We start from the raw sequence: 16,530 nt of genomic DNA, 5'->3' as shown, positions 1-16,530 counted from the left end.
ATTAAAGAGAATTAGCTCGAGCCAGGGTTAGTGAAGATCAAGTTAGAAATTAGATTATAAGAATTAACTCGAAGCTCGGATTAAGAAGATTTAAAGTAGATTGAGAAGATCCAGAAGGGTTTAAAAGGCGGAAAAAAGGAGACTTATATGAAATCAAATACCATTTCTCTTGAGCATGGTGCAGGCGGAGAGGTTATGCAGGCACTTATAGGAGAAATAATTCTTAAAAACTTTCACAATAAAAGTGCAGGTTCGATTGGACTCGAATGTCTTGATGATGGGTCTACGGTCAGACTTGAAGGCTTCAATAAGGGATGCGAACTCGTAATGACTACTGACAGTCACGTGATTACACCTGCCTTTTTCCCAAATACCAATATAGGAAGACTTGCAGTTTCAGGCACTGTCAATGACCTTACGGTTATGGGAGCAAAGCCCCTTGCCCTTACCTGTGCAGTCATCGTTCCTGAAGGTTTTCCACTCAAGGAATTTGAGGAAATTATTAAAACAATGGACAAAACAGCTGCAGAGGTTGGTGTACCCATAATAACGGGCGATACTAAAACCATGGAGAAAACTGCGCTTGATTCGATTATCCTGAACACTGCAGGCCTGGGAATTACGGATAGCCCTGTAAGAGACTCAGGGCTTCAGCCGGGAGACAAAATTCTGGTCACAGGCACTATTGGCGACCACGGAATCTCGCTTATGGCTCACAGGGAAGGTTTTGACTTTGATACCGACCTTGCCTCAGATTCAGCCCCCCTCTGGAAACTCATAGAACCCCTCCTGAAACTCAGAACTCCAGAGGGCGAACCCGTAATTACGGCAATGAAAGACCCGACCCGTGGAGGTCTTGCAAATGCCCTGAACGAGATGGCAGAAAAATCCGGAGCAGGCATTCTTATCGAAGAAGACTGGATTCCTTTCAAACCAGCTGTTTCCGCAGCCTGTGAGATGCTGGGCCTCGATCCCCTTGAGGTTGCAAATGAAGGAAAAGCAGTTATCGGAGTCAAACCCGGCTTTGAAGACGAAGTGCTTTCAATCCTGAGGCAACACCCTTACGGCAGGGACGCAGCTGTTATAGGAGAAGTTACTCCAGATAAGAAAGAAGTAGTCCTAAGAAACCGGTTTGGTGGCATGCGTTTTGTAGATGTACCTGCCGGAGACCCGATTCCCAGAGTATGCTAAAGATCATCAGGCACTAGCTGAGATTGATTTAAGATAATACTATTGGAATTGAGTTTTAACGTAGAGTTGTTTCCTCTCGTTTAATCTGATTTACTTTCTATTTTTCCTTTTCATTTTGTGTTATATTTTTATATCATTTTTTACTTCACTTTATCTTTTAGTTCTCTATTTTTCATTATTTCATTTTCATTCTCTATTTTTAATTATCTCGTTCACAGTCTCTATTTATCATTATCTCGTTCGCAGTCTCTATTTATCATTATCTCGTTCGCAGTCTCTATCATTATCTCGTTTTCAGTCTCTTTTCAATCTATATTTTCAGTTTACATTTTCAGATATATCTCAGCCACGAGTATCAAATAATGTTTAAAAGTAAATTACCTTATAGAAATTTGTAGTATAATGCTAAAGTAAGTTGAGAAGGTTTTAAGAATAAGGCAGTCAGATAAAAAACAACAATTTATAGAAGTATCCCAGATAAGTCTATTGAGCAGGAAAGTTACTGAAAATAGAAAGGAAGCCGAAATATGAACCGAGACCCAATTGTGGAACAGGAACTATGGCGTTCAGTTGCAGTATATTTTGCATCTTTTTTGGTCGTGGGAGCCCTGAATATTGTGGGATACATATCAGTAGAAGGTGTTGCAATTTTTATCCTGGCCTTCATTATAACATTAATTCATTTTGCACTCATGGTCAGATACAGGAGGAAAGAACAGTTAACAGATCCTTCAATTTCTTCAATAATAGATCACTTGCTTCAACTAAAAAATCCTGAAAGTAGAAACAGTATGCACCCAAAATCCGGGAATAATTTCCTTTCTGTTTTGACAATCCTGGTGATTGCATACCTTATTTACCGTTATGCAGTTTAATTAAGAATTTAGTAATATTCACTTTTGAGACGATCCAAAAAGCAAGAGGCCTTAAAAAAGTGTAATTACTGAGAAAAAGAGGAGATCCTATTCTGAAACAAAGTAATTTCCACTTAATCGTTCTGTTTTTTGATTTTTATAAAAATATAAGGCGAAGATATGATTGTTATCAACAGTAATTTTCTTTATAAGCCTGAATGAAACTTTTGAGGTTTGTGAAGAGCGAAGTTTCCTGTATAAAAGGAATTAAAACTGAAAAATGATCTAATCAATTTCCGGATAATAAGAATAATAATGTTTGAAAAGACGGAGACATAATTATGATAATGGATTTTAAAGGCAAAAGCCCGAAAATCTCGGAGACGGTTTTTATTGCGGATTCTGCGGATGTTATAGGGGATATTGAAATTGGGGATTTTTCAAGTGTATGGTTTAATGCCGTGCTTCGCGGAGACAGGAATAAGATAAAAATCGGGAGTCGGACAAGTATTCAGGATAATGTGGTAATTCATGCTGACCCTGCGAATGGGGTTCAGGTCGGAAATGATGTAACTGTGGGACACGGAGCTGTGCTTCACGGGTGCAGAATAGAAAACAATGTGCTTATAGGGATGAACTCTACAATATTGAACGGTGCTGAAATAGGAAGAAATTCTATAGTAGGTGCAAATGCACTGATTTCTGAAGGGAAGAAATTTCCAGAAAACAGCTTGATAATTGGAGTTCCAGGGAAGGTAAAGAGGGAAATTGAGGAATCCGAGATTGAAGCTATAGCAGAAAACGCTGCAGAATATGTGGAATTTGTTAGAGAGTACAGGGAAGAAGTAAAAAATATACAAAAGAAGTAAAAAATATACAAAAGAAGTAAAAAATATACAAAAGAAGTAAAAAATATACAAAAGAAGTAAAAAATATACAAAAGAAGTAAAAACGTAGGAATAAAAATATATATTATTTGAATATTCACATTTTTTGCTACCCAGATCTTTGCAGATACTCTATTAAACTAAAAGAAAAACCATTTCTCTTTTAATAGTTTAACATTTATCAGAATATACGAACTCGTCATGGAGACAAACGGAAATGAGGAACATAAACATCCTGTACTATGGAAAAGTAAAGACGGCAGATATATACGAAAGCATGTTTGAATACATAAAAAGTTCCGGTACTTCGGATTGCGAGAAAGATTACATTGAAGGCCAGCCTGACTATTTTGTAAAAAAGTGGCAGATAGAACTGGATAGCGAAATATGTTTTGGATATGATCCATTGAAAGATGCAGGAGAGCTCGAGATCGATGGACAAAGTTATACCCGTATAGGTAGGGGTTAAACGAGTTAAGTTATGTTCCCACTGCCAGCCTGTCTGATATTCTATATATTATCTATCACTGCGACCATAACATGCGAAAATGTAACTGCATCAACGAAATCTTCCAGACAAAAGAAAAAGCAGAAAAAAGAGTAAATGAGCTTAGAGGGAAATGATCTCCCCTGATCTTTCTTACTGCAGGAAAATATCAGAAACAAAAATATGAAAACGAAGCAACCATATTTACAGGTAGAATTGCCTGACCTGTGATATCAGTGGCTTACCGTCTACCTGAAAAATAAGCTTGAAGCTGTTTATAATAATTGAGTGAAATCCCTCTAAGGATTTCAATATAGAAGAGTAAACATGATAATTGAAACTGCTTATGATTGAAACTGCTTGAGTTTCATACTACTGTTTTTCAATTCAGTTGCATAAGTCTGATAGTCTTCTGAAGCAATAAGTATCTTAAATGAAGAAATTAGTACTAATGAAAATGTCAAAGCTAAAAATGTCAAGGCTAAAAATTAGTGGGGGTCTTTAGCCAAATCTTAAAAATGCGCGCACTTACTTGTTTGATCGGATTTGAGAGGTTTCCTCTTGATTTACAGCCTTGGACACACGTATGCCTGCAAAGCGTGACTGCATAGTTTAAGCTTCACCAGCGTTTAAGCTTCACCAGCTTCCGGAGAAATGCAAAGGTATTCAAATTCTCATTTTGCGGGGGACAATGCCTAAAATATTACCAGCAATTTCACGGGTTGCCTGGAAAATTTTAAAAAATTATACATTTCCTGAGACTGCATTCCGCAGGCAGGTTTCCCAGTCTTCAGGGTTATCCATATTATCGCACTGCCATTCAAATTCACGTCTTGCAAGTCTGATGGTTGCACGTGCTTTTTTGAGTGGAACCAGCTCTTTTCCGACATCGCCAACTCCTCCGACTTCCAGGCAGCTTACGATGTTGATCATAAACTTTTCCAGGCTCTCTGGCGGTATCGATTCGTTCCTTGCATGGATTTCTGTGCATTTTGCAAGATATTCTGCAAGTACTCGGATCAGTTTCGTGTCACGCATAATTGTAACTCCTTTGTACAATAAGTGTGGCAATTCACCTCGTCACACTGAGCTTTAGATTTGATAAAAACAATAATAGCATGAATAAAAATGCAGACATATCTTCCTGGATTCAACTCAGGATACCTCAATCCTGATTTTCCAGGGACAGTACCTCAAACAGCAATTAAAAATATGTATTTTCGAAGCTTAAAGCTTTCTAAATAATCGTATTTGAGAGAAATTATGTACATTTTAACACTAGCTGAAAGTTTCTAATTTAGCGTAAAGTGTCTTTTCTACTTCTTTCTACTTCTTTCTACTTCTTTCTACTTCTTTCTACTTCTTTCTACTACTGCAGTTATGAAATAAATTTATATGTGAGACTTTGAATCTTCTTTTTAGCATAAATTTCCATTTTATCTCCATCTTATTTTCCAGGATATTCAAATATCTGGCATGGATGAAAATTTGACTTGCTTGAGTATTAGTGTTAAAGAAATATTAAACCGCAAGTCTCTACAAATCTCTAGACATATCAACTGCTTATTAAGAAAAACACAGAAAGAAAAACCAATAATAACTGCCTGTTTTTGACTAATTTGAATATAGCGCAGTTAAAAATCTGGAGTGATCTAAAATGCCGAAAATATATTTTAAAAAAGAGAATAAAGAAATGTACAATCCATCCGCAAAAGAAGTATCAATCGTAGACGTTCCTGAAATGAATTTTCTAATGATAGACGGTGAAGGCGACCCTAATACATCACAGGAATATCATGATTCCATAGAAGCGTTGTTTTCAGTATCTTATAAAGTTAAATTTATCACTAAAAAAGAGAACTCGCAGGATTATGTGGTAATGCCTCTTGAAGGACTCTGGTGGGTTGAAAATCTGGCAGATTTCAATATTCAAGATAAAAGTGGCTGGAAATGGACTGCAATGATAAGACAGCCTGACTTCATCACTAAATACATGATAAAAAAGACCATACAGGAAGTCGAAAAAAAGAAAAAACTACCTGTACTTCCCAGAATAAAATTCCAAAGCCTGCATGAAGGCTTAGCAGCTCAGATAATGTACATTGGTCCATATTCTCAGGAAGGCCCGGCGGTAGAGAAATTACATAATTTCATTGAAGAAAAAGGATATGAGTTTAATGGCAGTCTGCCTGGTGAGAAACACCATGAGATATACATAAGTGATATGCGAAGAACAAAGCCGGGAAAACTTAAAACTATCATAAGGCAACCCATGAAAAGAAGAAATTAAAATCACGAATAGATAGCAGAATAACGAAGGGATATCAAAATAATGAACAGATAACAAAATAATGAACAGAGACTCGAAACTCGTCGAGAACTGCTTAAGATACTTTTTTGTTCGGGCTTTTCAGGTTTATGTTTTCCTTATTTTTCAATAATTATTAAACTTAAGGAAAATTTATTCTATTATACTTATTTAGTTTCCAAATATCTAGTAAATACTTAGATAGGAGTAAAATTTGTTTAGTAAAATTTGTTTAGTAAAATTTGTTTAGTAAAATTTGTTTAGTAAAATTTGTTTAGTAAAATTTGTTTTTATCATAAAACAATATCTGTTGAAGTCAATTCATATATAATATTTTAATAAGTCTTGGTAATTTGAAGGAACTGAAATGCTGACTGAGGACGAAATCTTTGCCAACGAGAATTATATTCTGAATCTCTTAAATGAAGTTATGAGAGAAGGAATCAAAGATTACATCCAGTACCTTGAGAATTCCGATTTCTTTTCGGCACCCGCAAGTACAAAATATCATAGAGATTATCCTGGAGGACTTGCGGAACATAGCCTTAATTTATTAGAGCCACTGAAGTTATCGAATTCTCGCCTTAAGAAAAAAGAACAACTTCCTGAGGATTCTCTAACAATTATTGCTCTGTGTCACGACGTCTGTAAGGAAGGATTATATGTTGGAGATTATGAAAATTATCGGACTTTACAAGGCCATCCCGCAAATAATAAACATTCAGTTCTTTCTATTGAAAAAATTAAGAAACACATAAAACTGACACGCATTGAGAGGGACATAATTCTGTATCATATGGGGCTGTTTTCATGCTATGAATATGGTATGGAATATACCCCAGAGGATTTGATGAGAGCTATAAAAAGACACCCTCTTGTACAGATTTTTGCGGCCATTGATATGGAAGAAACCCACTGGCAAAGATAAAAAATATTTATCTTTTTGATATAAATCGCCATATCAATTATTTCAATATCAATTATTTCAATATCAGTGATCTCAATATCAGTGATCTCAATATCAGTTTGAACTTTTTAGTTTTATATTCCCTTTCTACCTTTCTTAAACAAGAAAATATAAAGGATAGGTAAAATGCCTACAGTATTCAAAACGAGTATAGCGATAAACCAGTATTTCTGAGATTCCCTTGCTGCCTTCCATAAAGCTACACCTTTCCAGACAAGCTCCCAAAGTACCAGAATGAAGATAAGGGACTATATTGCGGATTTGTTTGAAACGAAAGAAAAGAAGTGTCTACCATATTCCCCTCTCTATAATTTTTCCTTTATAGCAATATTATATTAAAAGTTAAATAACTTCGCACATCAGGATTGTTATTATTACAGTTTCAATCAAAAAATGACGACTTGCTAGCTTGAAAAACTCTCTTATAACAAAAGCTTGGTTTGAGTTCTTATTATATTAGCTTCCTCTTACCTTCTTTATTTAGAAAAGGCTTGAATTTCTTTTTCTATTATCTGCCTTTTTATGCTTTTGCTCTTTATAGCTCTTTTTTATACTATATCTACTTTTTTATACTGCGTCAAGGTCTACAGCCCTGGTTTCAGGGAAACTTTCTACAAGCATCTGTACGGTTTCAGGATGGCAAGTGAAATAAAAGATCTGGTTGTCTGATGCAAGGTCCTTTATGGCTTCACAGGTGCTTTTGCAGCGTTCAGGGTCAAAATTCACCAGTACGTCATCAAAAACAATCGGAAGAGATTCCGAATGCCTGCCGAATTCCCTGATGAAACCGAAGCGCAGAGAGAGATAAAGCTGTTCGGCCGTTCCCCGACTGAGTTCCTGAATGCTCTTCTGACGTCCGTTCCGGTCTTCAACATATATTTCGGTAGAGTTGAGTGGGGAATAAATTCTCGTGTACCTGCCTCCGGTAATTTTTGAGAAAAAAGCCTGGGCTTCCACGATAACTGCAGGCTGTCTTTCCTTTTCATAGACTTTGACTGCTTTAGCAAGGATCTCACGGGCTAAAACCAGAGAAGCCCACTCCCTTGACTTTTCGTGAAGTTCTTCCAGCAGGCTTTCCTGCATTACCCTTGCCAGAGAACCTTCACTTCCGCGTTCGAGCTGTTCAATCTGGTTTCGTATCGCTCCGCGACTATCTATAGTATCTGAAATCTTCTGTTCCAGTGTTTTCAGGCATTCCTCCAGCCTGCGATTTTCTTCTTTCAGGCCTGAAGGATCAGAAGTTTGCAGTTCTTCTACGAAAAGCCTGTACTCTTCGTCACTTCCGGAAATCCTCCATATCTGCTGTTCAGCTTCTCTTTTCCTGTTTTCTAGCTCGGTTCGTTGAGCCCAGAGCCGGGAGTTTTCATAGAATTCTTCTTCCGTCTCTGCAGAACCGGAACCAAGAAGAACTGCAAGCTCTTCAGCAGCTTCTTTGTATTTATCCCGTGATGCCTCAAGTTCAATCTTGAGTTCTTCAGATTTCGTTTTCAGCTGTTGAAGGCTTCTGGCCTCATCGGATGCCTTTTCCAGATCTGAACGAAGTTTTTCAACCTGGGCTTCAAAAGAGAGTCCGGAAAGCGGACGTCCACATACCTGCAGTACTCCGTCTACCTTTGTTTCATAGGCTTCTATCGACTTTCTGCTGGAAGCTATCTGTTCTTCAAGTTTCCGGATTGCACGCTGCCTATCAAAGCACGTCCGGATTACCGAAAAGATTTCAAGCACACTTTCTACTGAAAGCGAAGGGTCAAGCCCGTAAGTCCCAAGCCAACCAGTCCACTTTTCTGCCAGGGTATTACGTGTCTTTTTCTCCTCAAGTAGCCGGGCTTCCAGCTCTTCTTTTTTACGGTTAAGGCCTTCGGACTCAACCTCAAGTTTTCTTACTCTTTCAGCCTGGTTAAATGCAAAACTCACGTCCTCCCTGAGTTTTGCGATTTCACTTTCAAGTGCAATTCCCGAAATAGGCCTTCTGCAAGCCTCCAGAATACTACAGGCTTTTTCTTCATACTCTTTAACAGTAGCTTCTTTGAGCGTTACCTGTTTTTCCAGTTCTTTTATATTCTTTTGTTTTTCCAGGCAAGCCCTGATTGCTGAAAGGATCTCAAGCACATGCTCGGGAGAGAGCTCCGGGCTAAGCCCTGAAGAAATAAGCCACCCTTTCCATTCCTGGAGGACTTCTCCCTGCTTTGCCTCTTGTGCCCGGATAGTATCTTTAAGTTCTATGTAACTTGCATTTAACTTATCCAGCTTCTTCTGGAGCTTTTCCTCCCTCTGGCGCAGCTCCCAGGCAGTCTTCAACTTAACCATGGCCCTCTGCAGCTCATCGGCTTTCTGCTCCCGTACCGAGGGATCAGGAATGTTTTCAAAACCACATTTTTTTGCACGGGCTTTCATGGATGCTTTCAGTGCATTAATCTCTCTGAACAGCTTTTCCTTTGAGTCCTGTGTTTTCTGTTTCCGGGACTCAGCGTCCTCCAGGCGCTCTTCTCCGGCAGGGCGGACTGAGGACTTATTAGTAGTTTTCAAGAAGTATACCGCAGAAGTAGCGAAAAGGAGTAAAAATATGACAAGTCCGGAAAACAGAGCGCCGCTAATGCTTTCGTACACCAGGCCAGTGCAGCCTGCAAGCAGAACCATTCCTGCAGGCCAGAGGGGGAGACCATCCTCATTTTCGGTTTCCTGAGGTCTTAAAGCTGCAAAAAGCATCTCTTCTTTTTCCAGGCTTTTGAGTTCACCTTCTTTTTCCTTCAGGAGATGGTAGGTTACCCTGAGATAACTTACAGCTTCAAGCTCCTGCTTCAGCTCTTCAGGCCTGGGAAGGGTAGAGTATACCTCAATTTTATCTTTGAGGGCTTCGATTTCCTCACAGACTTCTTTAATTTCTCCAAGGGCAAATTCGAGCCTGTCGCGGTATCTTTCAATTGTTTTTTCTGCCTCATCCATTTCCCTTCGCTTTCTGAGTACAGTTTCTTTTGAAGGGATTGAGTGCTCGAAAAGATCAAGGGCAGTTTCATCCCATCCTTCCCCAAGCCCTGACAGAGTTTCCCTGAGTTCTGCCTTTCTATCCTGAAGTTCCTGAGTTCCGGAAAGAAGAAAGTCCTTATCGGCCTGGTATTTTTCAATTCCGTTTCCAAGTTCGATAACCTGGTCTCTGTGTACGAGAAGACTTTCTTCAAAAAGATCATTTTCCTGAAGGACTCTTTCAATGCTGTTAAGGATCTGCTGGAGTTCGTTTCTGGTCTCTTTTATTTTATCCTCAATTTCGTCTACTGACCTTCGCATCTGAATGACGGATTCCTTTGCAGGGATAGAGCGGTCAAAACGCTCCAAAGCTTTCTCATCCCAGGATGGACCAAGCTCCAGAAGAAGCTCAGAAAGCCCGGCGTTTTCCTGCCTGAGGTTCATTTCCAGAGAAGGGAGCAGTTTTTCTTCAGACCTGTATTTTTCAATTCCGCTTTCCAGTTCCAGCACCGAATCTTTTTGCTTTAGAAGGCTTTCGTCCGAGGAAAGGCTTTTTTCTTTAATGGCCTTTTTACCCATGTCCTGCTGCAGCCTTGAAATAACCTCCCTTATTTCTTCAATTCTTTCCTGGAGCCTCGTAAGCTTCTCGTCCCCTTTTTCAGGGAAACTCTCAAGTTCAGGTAAGCTTTCAAGGGAAGTTTTTGACTCATAGAGGACCTCCCAGTCTTCCCAAATGGAAAGTAGGTTTTGAATGTGGTTTAATTTCTTCCTTATGTTCAGAGACTTTTCTTTTAGTTGGTCAATCTCCATGGTTTTCTGTTCCAGTTCGAAATGAAGCGAATCATATTTTTTCTGGGCCCCCTCAAGTTCGGCAATTTTTACTTCAGTTTTTCTTATCTTTCTGAATAGCTCATTTATAAGGGGTTTACTACCTCTAGGCCTATACAGGTTGTTTTCAATGCCGCTGATCGATTTCATCAGTCCTGAAATCGAAACTCCAACTCCTGTGCCTGCACTGTAGAGTTTACTGTTGATGCTCTGGTCGTTCAGGGTCTCAAAACTCTGCAATTCTTCAAGGCCAAAAGCATAGATATTTTCAAAGACGTTTCTGTCTGCATGGCCCAGCAGTTTAATAAGTTCAGCTTTACCTCCCATATTCCCATCTGGAAGCAAAACCTTTACATCTTCTTTTCGACCTGCACTTCTTTCTATGACCCATCTGTCTCCGGCAGAATCGATGACTGAAAGTCTTCCCCCATGCTTTCCCCCTTCAAGCGGAGGATAAAGGTTGCAGAGCCTCGTGTTAGGAATACCGAAAAACATCCTCCGGATAAAAGTAAATAATGTCGATTTTCCTGCTTCGTTTGCCCCTGTAAAAATGACCAGGCCGGAGGGTAGGTCTTCCATCGACAAGCTGGAAAACTTGCCAAAACCATCAATCTGGATGGCATTAATTTTCATTATCTTTCTCCGTGAGTAAAGCATCAAGCAGGATATTTTCAGCGCGCTGAAGCAGAGAATTCATCTCGTCATCATCAATTTTGGAAATATGTTTTCTCCCATTCCTTGAACCAAAAAGAGGGGAAAGGACTTCATGGAACTCATTCCGGGAGTTTTCATCAGTCTTCAAGCCCTCCACAATTTTTACCAGGTCTCCCACAAAATCTTCCCTTTTCAGAAGAATTTCCCTTTCTATGGGAAAGAGTGTATCATCCTCAATGCGCTCTACCCAGATGAACTGCCGGCCCCAGGTTTCGCCTTCCCTGAGCAAACGCAGGAGGTCTTCGATAAATCCTTCTTGCCTGAGAATGTGATGCAGCGGTCCCCTCCCTTTAAGGACAAACCTGCAAATCACAGACCTTCCTACGGAGTTTTCCCTCATTTCATCAAGCTGGCTTTGAAGGCTTTCTATTAGCTCTCCTTCTTTTTCCAGGCCTTCTATGGAAATTTCCCTGATATACCAGCGGACAGAGTCGGTCTCTATGAACCTGGTAGAAATATCTCTTCCTGAAGAATCTCTTCCTAAAGAAACATCCACAACAAAGCACCCTCTGGCACCGTTTTCACTGAAATGCCTGCCCTGTGGGTTTCCAGGATATATCACAATCGGAGCCTCTTTGCACACTATAGAGGGAGTATGGATATGGCCAAGCGCCCAGTAGTCATAATTTAGCTCCCTGAGGTCCTGCAGAGTACATGGTGCATAAGGGTCATGTTCCGGGTTGCTTCCCACGCTGCAATGCAGCAGCCCTATAGTAAACGGCCAGTTACCTTCTTTTTTTGGAAAGTTTTTCACAAGATTTTTCATTATGTGCCGTGTTGGATAGCTCATCCCCACTATAACAGCGGCGTTTTCTCTGTCTTTTTTGAATTTCACAACTTCAGCCCTGTCCCCACTCATGATATGTACGTTTTCGGGCCATGTCAGGCTTGCAGACCAGCCTTCAAGAGGATCGTGGTTCCCGTGGCAGATAAAAACCTGAATCCCGGCGATTTCGAGCTTTCTGAGCCCCTCTATAAACCTGACCTGAGCATAAAGACTCTTGTCGGCGCTGTCATACACATCCCCCGCAATAAGCAAAAAATCGACTTTTTCTTCGATACAGAGCTCTATAATTGCCTCATAAGACTGAAAGGTAGCTTTTGCAAGCCTTTCCCCAAGTTCAGGATCAATTCCCGAAATTTCTGTAAATGGACTGTCAAGGTGTAAATCCGCAGCATGGACAAAACTCAAAATCCCGGCCTTGCCAGAATCTGCCGACATTTTTGTTTTTTTCATTGGAGGTACCACTAACATATTTATAATATTTATACATCCAACTGTATATAAACCCAATTAAATATTCTGGTTTGAGGGCTTCAGTAACGAATTTTAAAAATTAGTGTTAATTTCATATGTATTTTTTAAAAGTTTAAATTTTCAACTAAAAGAGCTTACTGGAACTCAGGATTCGTCTTGATTCATATTTATAGGTTTACAGAAACGGAAATGAAAATAACACGTATCTTATAGATCGTATCTTATATATCCTGAGTTTGACATTACAAAATTAAATCTAGTGAGATGCTTCAATTTTTTGTCAAAAATCAATTGACAGTATTCATAAATTTCGTCAAATTGCCTCTGATTTTCCAGTTTCACAATCACTATACGGTAAATTAGTAGAATTTTTGTCCCATTTTAGCACTTTTGGACCTGACTTTTTGGATAGTATCTATATTTTATCTGAGATTCATGCTATCTGTCAAATTCTATACCAAAAATTTGGTCAAAAATCATAAAAATGGCCATCAAGAGAAAGAGAATCATCTGTCAAATAGAATCGTAAAAAATTGGCAAAAATTTGTTGAAATAATATTATTATTATTCCAACGGATATGAAAACAATCTTCTCACATAAAAATCAAACTGTCAAACTCAGGATAGATTGTATCTTAACTGAACACAAATGAATTATTTCAGGACATAACAGAAATAATTTCAGGATAAAACAAAGTATATTAAATTGTGTTTTAAATAATTATTTTTGATAGTACTTATATGGTAGAACTTTATGTGGTTGAAATGAAAAACCAATAGCTTTAAGCCTTCTATTGTTTAATACAACTTACTAGCAACGCCTGTTGTGCTTGGTTTTGTACTTCAGGTGCATAAGTCCTATATGGTTATTTTCAAAAAAAATTTCTGGGATTACTCTATTCAACTGAGAAAACAATAACAATGAATCAGAAACTGCCCATGCTTTATTTTGCTCTTTAAGTGTATAAATCCCAGAAAATACTCTCAATACACTTCAGGTTTTGATGAAATTGAGAATCCTACTGTTTCTATGATCTCATTAAGGACTGTATAAACGAGTCGTTGTTATTTATCATAGACAGCTTCATCATTAATAGCGGCCCCTGTGTTACTCCCAGCGCCCGTAATCACAGCGCCAGTAGCGGTGCCCGTGTCGCCACTCCCAGTGTCCGCGATAACAATGCCAGTAGTGGTGCCCACGGTGGTCTTTCCAACCGTCTCTACCTTTTCCGTCTTTCCAGCCGTCCCTATTTTTTCCGTCTTTCCAACCGTCCCTATTTTTTCCGTCTTTCCAACCGTCCCTATTTTTTCCGTCTTTCCAGCCGTCTCTATCTTTTCTTCCGTTATCAGCAGGAGCTGCACTTACTGCTGCAGCTGTAATTGAAGCTACAAAAAAGATTACCGTGAAAATACACAATATCTTTTTTGTTTTGTCGAATATTTGTTCCCCCATTTACTACACTCCAAAGTTCTTGTTCAACTTGATACAGCTCTTATTTAGTTTTTTAATTCTCCTTCCTTTGGCATATGTGTTGCGTAAGTATTATCTTACCAATTAATCCCTCCAATTTATCTATCAATAAATATATTATTGGTGTAAACTTTTCAATCCTTGCTTTATGCGTTATGATCTATACCAAAGGAGAGTGATTTCAAACCATATTGTTAGGCTATTATTATCTATATGACTTAATATTAAAGGAAATATAATTAAGTATTTTATATAAATCTAAAATTCGTAAAAAAAGTCACAACTTACTCAATAGAACAATAGATTAAAGTTTACATCACTTTGTTTTTCATCTTGGCATTTACCATTCCAATCTAATGAATTTCAAATCGATATAGATAAAAGGATTTTACTGATTAATGCGGTTTAATAAAAATTGATTAGGCAATTCTGATAATATTCGCAATATTAAGAATTCTCAGCTTTTCTTTTATTTCATTTTTATTTTAATCTTTTTGATAATTTTATACTCTTTTTGATAATTTTACTTCGTTCTTTCTTCTTGCTTAGGACTGATGCACTTGAGGAATAAAGTCAATTATGGCAAAGACTGTGGATTTACGTCCTATTTTAGACAGTTAATGATCTGATACTGTTGATTTTTCAGTTCAACTGCGTAAGTCCAATTTCTTTCCATTTTTGTTTCTTTTTCTACAACCGAAATCCTTATTGTAAAGCTCGCGCTATGGCAGGACTATGACAATGCAAAGGGAAATCCAGGTAATCTGCGGGAACGTAAATATCCCTAATCTTTCCGGCTTTCTAAAATCAATAAATTCGATAGCTTCTGAAAATGATATTATTATCCAGGGTTTGAACGCAGACCTGATCGCAGGAGAAATGCATCTTCATTTTGCAGTGGGAAAAGCTCTTCGGGCAATTGCTGCAGGCAGGAACATAGCAAACGATCCCGGTATCGAGATTATGCGATATGCATCTGGAGAGAGGCAGATTGAAAGGAGTTTCTCGATAGGGTTGTGTAAAGGGGAAAACAATGCCGTATTCGTGCTGCTTGGGAAAATGGATAATCTGGTTCTGGCTCTTTCTGCATTAAAAGAACTCATTACTGAAAAGCCCTGTTCCGAGTTGCTTGCTTATTCTGATTCCAAAAGACAGGGAATCCTTTCCGTGTTCGGAATCACGGATGCTGAAATTGAGGCTTCAGGGGAAGAGCACATTCCCGAACTTGTGATTGAGAGGGTGGCGCTGGCAGATTTTGCAAAGTAAAATGCGATCTGAGTTTGTATCCAGAGTTTTTCTTCAGCTTCTCTTTCACATTTCACTCTTTTTTACGTTTTACTCTTTTTACGTTTTACTCTTTTTACGTTTTACTCTTTTTACGTTTTACTCTTTTTACGTTTTACTCTTTTTACGTTTTACTCTTTTTACGTTTTACTCTTTTTACGTTTTACTCTTTTTACGTTTTACTCTTTTTACGTTTTACTCTTTTTACGTTTTACTCTTTTTACGTTTTACTCTTTTTTACATTTCACACTTTTTTTACGTTTTATTCTCTTTTACACCATGCTTTCTTTTTTACACTCTCTTTTATCGCTCCCAAGTTAATTCCTTTTCACATCTTTGTTTTTTCTGGCTTATATTTTTCTTCAAACCAGTCCATGAGGGAAAAAGCCAGATTCCTGGAACTTTCAAAAAAGCTTTCATATACATATATCTCCTTTTCAGACTGGATGTATTTTCCTTGCACGAGCTCGTGCCCTGAATCCCTTATCAGGTTTCTTACCCACTGCCTGTCGGCCTCAGGATGGAACTGCAGGCCGAGGACCTTTGCATTGTAGAGAAATCCTTGATTTGGGCAGGCTTCACTTTCAAAAAGTTTCACTGCGCCGACTGGAATTTCAAAAGTGTCTCCATGCCACATAAAACCGGTAAATTCCGGAAACATGCAGGGTGGAAGTTTCGAACTCTCTATCTCGCCCGGACTTTTTCCTTCCACAGCTCGTATAGTATGCCAGCCGATTTCCTTATACAGATTCTTCGTAACTTTTCCTCCAAGCACTTCGGAAATTATCTGAGCTCCAAAACAGCTTCCAAGCACGGGTTTGCCGGCTTCTATTACTTTTTTTACAAATTCTTTTTCAGGTTTTAACCAGGAATATTCCTCTTCCTGATAAACGCTCATAGTGCCGCCCATTATCAGGAGCATATCGAATTCTTCAGGGTCAGGAAAAAAAGAGTTTTCGTAGAGCAGGGTTTTCGTAAGTTTATATCCTTTTTTGTCTATCCAGGTCCCTATGTTTCCCAGGGTATCATTTTTTAGGTGTTGTAAACAGTGAATTTTCACGGGTGTTTCCCCTTAAAGTGAATAGAGCAGAAACTGCTCTTTTTGAATTAAATTCTATTTATGCTTCAGTCCAGGTTTAAATTCAGTTTTTTAGCAGTTGTTGTTTTATGAAGTATTTTTAACTGAGTTTTAGGCAAGCTTTAGAGCCTGGCCTTTTGGCAGTTTTAAGCCAGTTTTTTTAGCCATTTTTTTATACTTCTTATCTCTATGCTTTATTCTGAAGTCTTCCTGAAGGCCCTCTATTTACAGGACTTTCTGTG

General features: G+C 38.5%; 13 protein-coding genes. 7 read left to right on the top strand and 6 right to left on the bottom strand.

Translation table 11 applies throughout. From position 1 onward, the window contains the following. Positions 1-147: 147 nt before the first annotated feature. From hypE to MSBRM_RS13530, 4 genes are all read left to right on the top strand, one after another. Positions 148-1,191 carry a hydrogenase expression/formation protein HypE gene (gene hypE, locus MSBRM_RS13545; protein ID WP_048121118.1) on the top strand — a complete coding sequence of 348 codons (1,044 nt, stop codon included), beginning with the start codon at positions 148-150 and terminating at the stop codon, positions 1,189-1,191. A 527-nt stretch (positions 1,192-1,718) separates the two neighbouring features. Further along, positions 1,719-2,066, top strand: a complete 348-nt coding sequence (locus tag MSBRM_RS13540; protein ID WP_048156012.1) for a hypothetical protein — start codon at positions 1,719-1,721, stop codon at positions 2,064-2,066. A gap of 320 nt (positions 2,067-2,386) precedes the next feature. After that, positions 2,387-2,914: a gamma carbonic anhydrase family protein gene (locus MSBRM_RS13535; RefSeq protein WP_048156009.1), complete on the top strand. Its 528-nt coding sequence runs from the start codon at positions 2,387-2,389 to the stop codon at positions 2,912-2,914. 235 nt (positions 2,915-3,149) lie between these two features. Further along, positions 3,150-3,401 (top strand): hypothetical protein, encoded by a 252-nt coding sequence (locus MSBRM_RS13530; RefSeq protein ID WP_048156007.1) that lies wholly within the window; start codon positions 3,150-3,152, stop codon positions 3,399-3,401. A gap of 762 nt (positions 3,402-4,163) precedes the next feature. Here the strand turns inward: MSBRM_RS13530 and MSBRM_RS13525 are convergent. Further along, entirely contained in the window at positions 4,164-4,457 is a 294-nt protein-coding gene (locus tag MSBRM_RS13525; RefSeq protein WP_048121113.1) for a hypothetical protein, read from the bottom strand. Positions 4,458-5,076: 619 nt separating this feature from the next. Here MSBRM_RS13525 and MSBRM_RS13520 point away from each other — a divergent pair. Both MSBRM_RS13520 and MSBRM_RS13515 read left to right on the top strand, forming a co-directional pair. Then, positions 5,077-5,709: a GyrI-like domain-containing protein gene (locus MSBRM_RS13520; RefSeq protein ID WP_048121112.1), complete on the top strand. Its 633-nt coding sequence runs from the start codon at positions 5,077-5,079 to the stop codon at positions 5,707-5,709. A 385-nt stretch (positions 5,710-6,094) separates the two neighbouring features. Then, complete coding sequence (locus MSBRM_RS13515) at positions 6,095-6,655, top strand: HD domain-containing protein (RefSeq protein WP_052712901.1); 561 nt, start codon at positions 6,095-6,097, stop codon at positions 6,653-6,655. 113 nt (positions 6,656-6,768) lie between these two features. Here MSBRM_RS13515 and MSBRM_RS22150 read toward each other — a convergent pair whose 3' ends face one another. The 4 genes from MSBRM_RS22150 to MSBRM_RS20895 all read right to left on the bottom strand — a co-directional run bounded on the left by MSBRM_RS22150 (position 6,769) and on the right by MSBRM_RS20895 (position 13,908). Next, entirely contained in the window at positions 6,769-6,927 is a 159-nt protein-coding gene (locus MSBRM_RS22150; RefSeq protein ID WP_369815392.1) for a DUF5652 family protein, read from the bottom strand. Positions 6,928-7,261: 334 nt separating this feature from the next. After that, positions 7,262-11,116, bottom strand: coding sequence for an AAA family ATPase (locus MSBRM_RS13510; protein ID WP_048121111.1), 3,855 nt, complete (start codon positions 11,114-11,116; stop codon positions 7,262-7,264). Beyond that, complete coding sequence (locus MSBRM_RS13505; RefSeq protein WP_048156005.1) at positions 11,106-12,434, bottom strand: metallophosphoesterase family protein; 1,329 nt, start codon at positions 12,432-12,434, stop codon at positions 11,106-11,108. The genes MSBRM_RS13510 and MSBRM_RS13505 overlap by 11 nt, the downstream gene beginning before the upstream one ends. A 1,129-nt stretch (positions 12,435-13,563) precedes the next feature. After that, positions 13,564-13,908, bottom strand: a complete 345-nt coding sequence (locus tag MSBRM_RS20895) for a hypothetical protein (protein ID WP_048156002.1) — start codon at positions 13,906-13,908, stop codon at positions 13,564-13,566. A 759-nt stretch (positions 13,909-14,667) separates the two neighbouring features. Between MSBRM_RS20895 and cgi121 the strand changes: the two genes are divergently transcribed. After that, entirely contained in the window at positions 14,668-15,192 is a 525-nt protein-coding gene (gene cgi121, locus MSBRM_RS13495) for a KEOPS complex subunit Cgi121 (RefSeq protein WP_048121106.1), read from the top strand. A 346-nt stretch (positions 15,193-15,538) separates the two neighbouring features. Here the strand turns inward: cgi121 and MSBRM_RS13490 are convergent, their stop codons facing one another. Continuing rightward, on the bottom strand, positions 15,539-16,270 hold the full coding sequence (locus MSBRM_RS13490; RefSeq protein ID WP_048121104.1) for a type 1 glutamine amidotransferase: 732 nt from the start codon (positions 16,268-16,270) through the stop codon (positions 15,539-15,541). Between the last annotated feature and the right edge of the window lie 260 nt (positions 16,271-16,530).

The sequence above is a fragment of the Methanosarcina barkeri MS genome (assembly GCF_000970025.1).
Lineage (GTDB): Archaea > Halobacteriota > Methanosarcinia > Methanosarcinales > Methanosarcinaceae > Methanosarcina > Methanosarcina barkeri.
The sequence above is the reverse complement of the archived record's forward strand: the minus strand, read 5'-3'. Positions and strand labels throughout refer to the sequence as shown.

What these genes read in the sequence shown, in the direction of transcription:
- hypE (WP_048121118.1), top strand. Translation starts at nt 148, where the DNA reads ATGAAATCAAATACCATTTCTCTTGAGCATGGTGCAGGCGGAGAGGTT.
- MSBRM_RS13540 (WP_048156012.1), top strand. Translation starts at nt 1,719, where the DNA reads ATGAACCGAGACCCAATTGTGGAACAGGAACTATGGCGTTCAGTTGCA.
- MSBRM_RS13535 (WP_048156009.1), top strand. Translation starts at nt 2,387, where the DNA reads ATGATAATGGATTTTAAAGGCAAAAGCCCGAAAATCTCGGAGACGGTT.
- MSBRM_RS13530 (WP_048156007.1), top strand. Translation starts at nt 3,150, where the DNA reads ATGAGGAACATAAACATCCTGTACTATGGAAAAGTAAAGACGGCAGAT.
- MSBRM_RS13525 (WP_048121113.1), bottom strand. Translation starts at nt 4,457, where the DNA reads ATGCGTGACACGAAACTGATCCGAGTACTTGCAGAATATCTTGCAAAA.
- MSBRM_RS13520 (WP_048121112.1), top strand. Translation starts at nt 5,077, where the DNA reads ATGCCGAAAATATATTTTAAAAAAGAGAATAAAGAAATGTACAATCCA.
- MSBRM_RS13515 (WP_052712901.1), top strand. Translation starts at nt 6,095, where the DNA reads ATGCTGACTGAGGACGAAATCTTTGCCAACGAGAATTATATTCTGAAT.
- MSBRM_RS13510 (WP_048121111.1), bottom strand. Translation starts at nt 11,116, where the DNA reads ATGAAAATTAATGCCATCCAGATTGATGGTTTTGGCAAGTTTTCCAGC.
- MSBRM_RS13505 (WP_048156005.1), bottom strand. Translation starts at nt 12,434, where the DNA reads ATGAAAAAAACAAAAATGTCGGCAGATTCTGGCAAGGCCGGGATTTTG.
- MSBRM_RS20895 (WP_048156002.1), bottom strand. Translation starts at nt 13,908, where the DNA reads ATGGGGGAACAAATATTCGACAAAACAAAAAAGATATTGTGTATTTTC.
- cgi121 (WP_048121106.1), top strand. Translation starts at nt 14,668, where the DNA reads ATGCAAAGGGAAATCCAGGTAATCTGCGGGAACGTAAATATCCCTAAT.